The sequence below is a fragment of the Vibrio sp. Vb1980 genome (genome assembly GCF_033338615.1).
Classification (GTDB): Bacteria; Pseudomonadota; Gammaproteobacteria; order Enterobacterales; family Vibrionaceae; genus Vibrio; species Vibrio alginolyticus.
Genome location: NZ_JAWOSZ010000199.1, coordinates 1 through 500, shown reverse-complemented (window position 1 = coordinate 500; position 500 = coordinate 1). Strand labels below are relative to the sequence as shown.

General features: G+C 43.4%; 1 pseudogene. It reads right to left on the bottom strand.

The features are described from left to right. A pseudogene (locus R7F64_RS24485) lies at positions 1-199 on the bottom strand (hypothetical protein); the annotation flags it as partial. Between the last annotated feature and the right edge of the window lie 301 nt (positions 200-500).

The window sequence follows — 500 nt, the reverse complement described above, 5'->3', positions numbered from 1 at the left end:
CTGCAAAAAGAAACGCGAGTAAGAACCAGAATATGCTCCAAACGATGGCTTTTTGCATCGTAATGGCACCGCCTCGGGTTTGATAAATATCAAGCGCAACCAAAACGAGTGTGAAAAGGCCGAATGCACCATACATTGTCAGTGATTCTTGAAATAGAACAGATTGGCTTAACTGGGTGGTATTTTCGATAAGAGACATGCTTCCTCCCACGCGGAAGGACAGCAGTGTTTGGTGACCTTCCGCAAACAATACAAACCAGCAGTCACATTACCCATGTGTCTGCTAATCAATGAATGCGTTGGTCTCGTTGAAGTGCCAAGATTGAATGTTCAATCAGACACCTTTACTTACCGGATAAGCGTTCGCTTAACGAGATGACGATAAATAAACTTGCGCTAACTACTCCCCAAACGCCGCCATCATACGCCTGATCATTCTGATTTCCAACAAAAATTCCCTATCAATAAAATCAATGCATTTAATCGCCAGCAGTCCATCA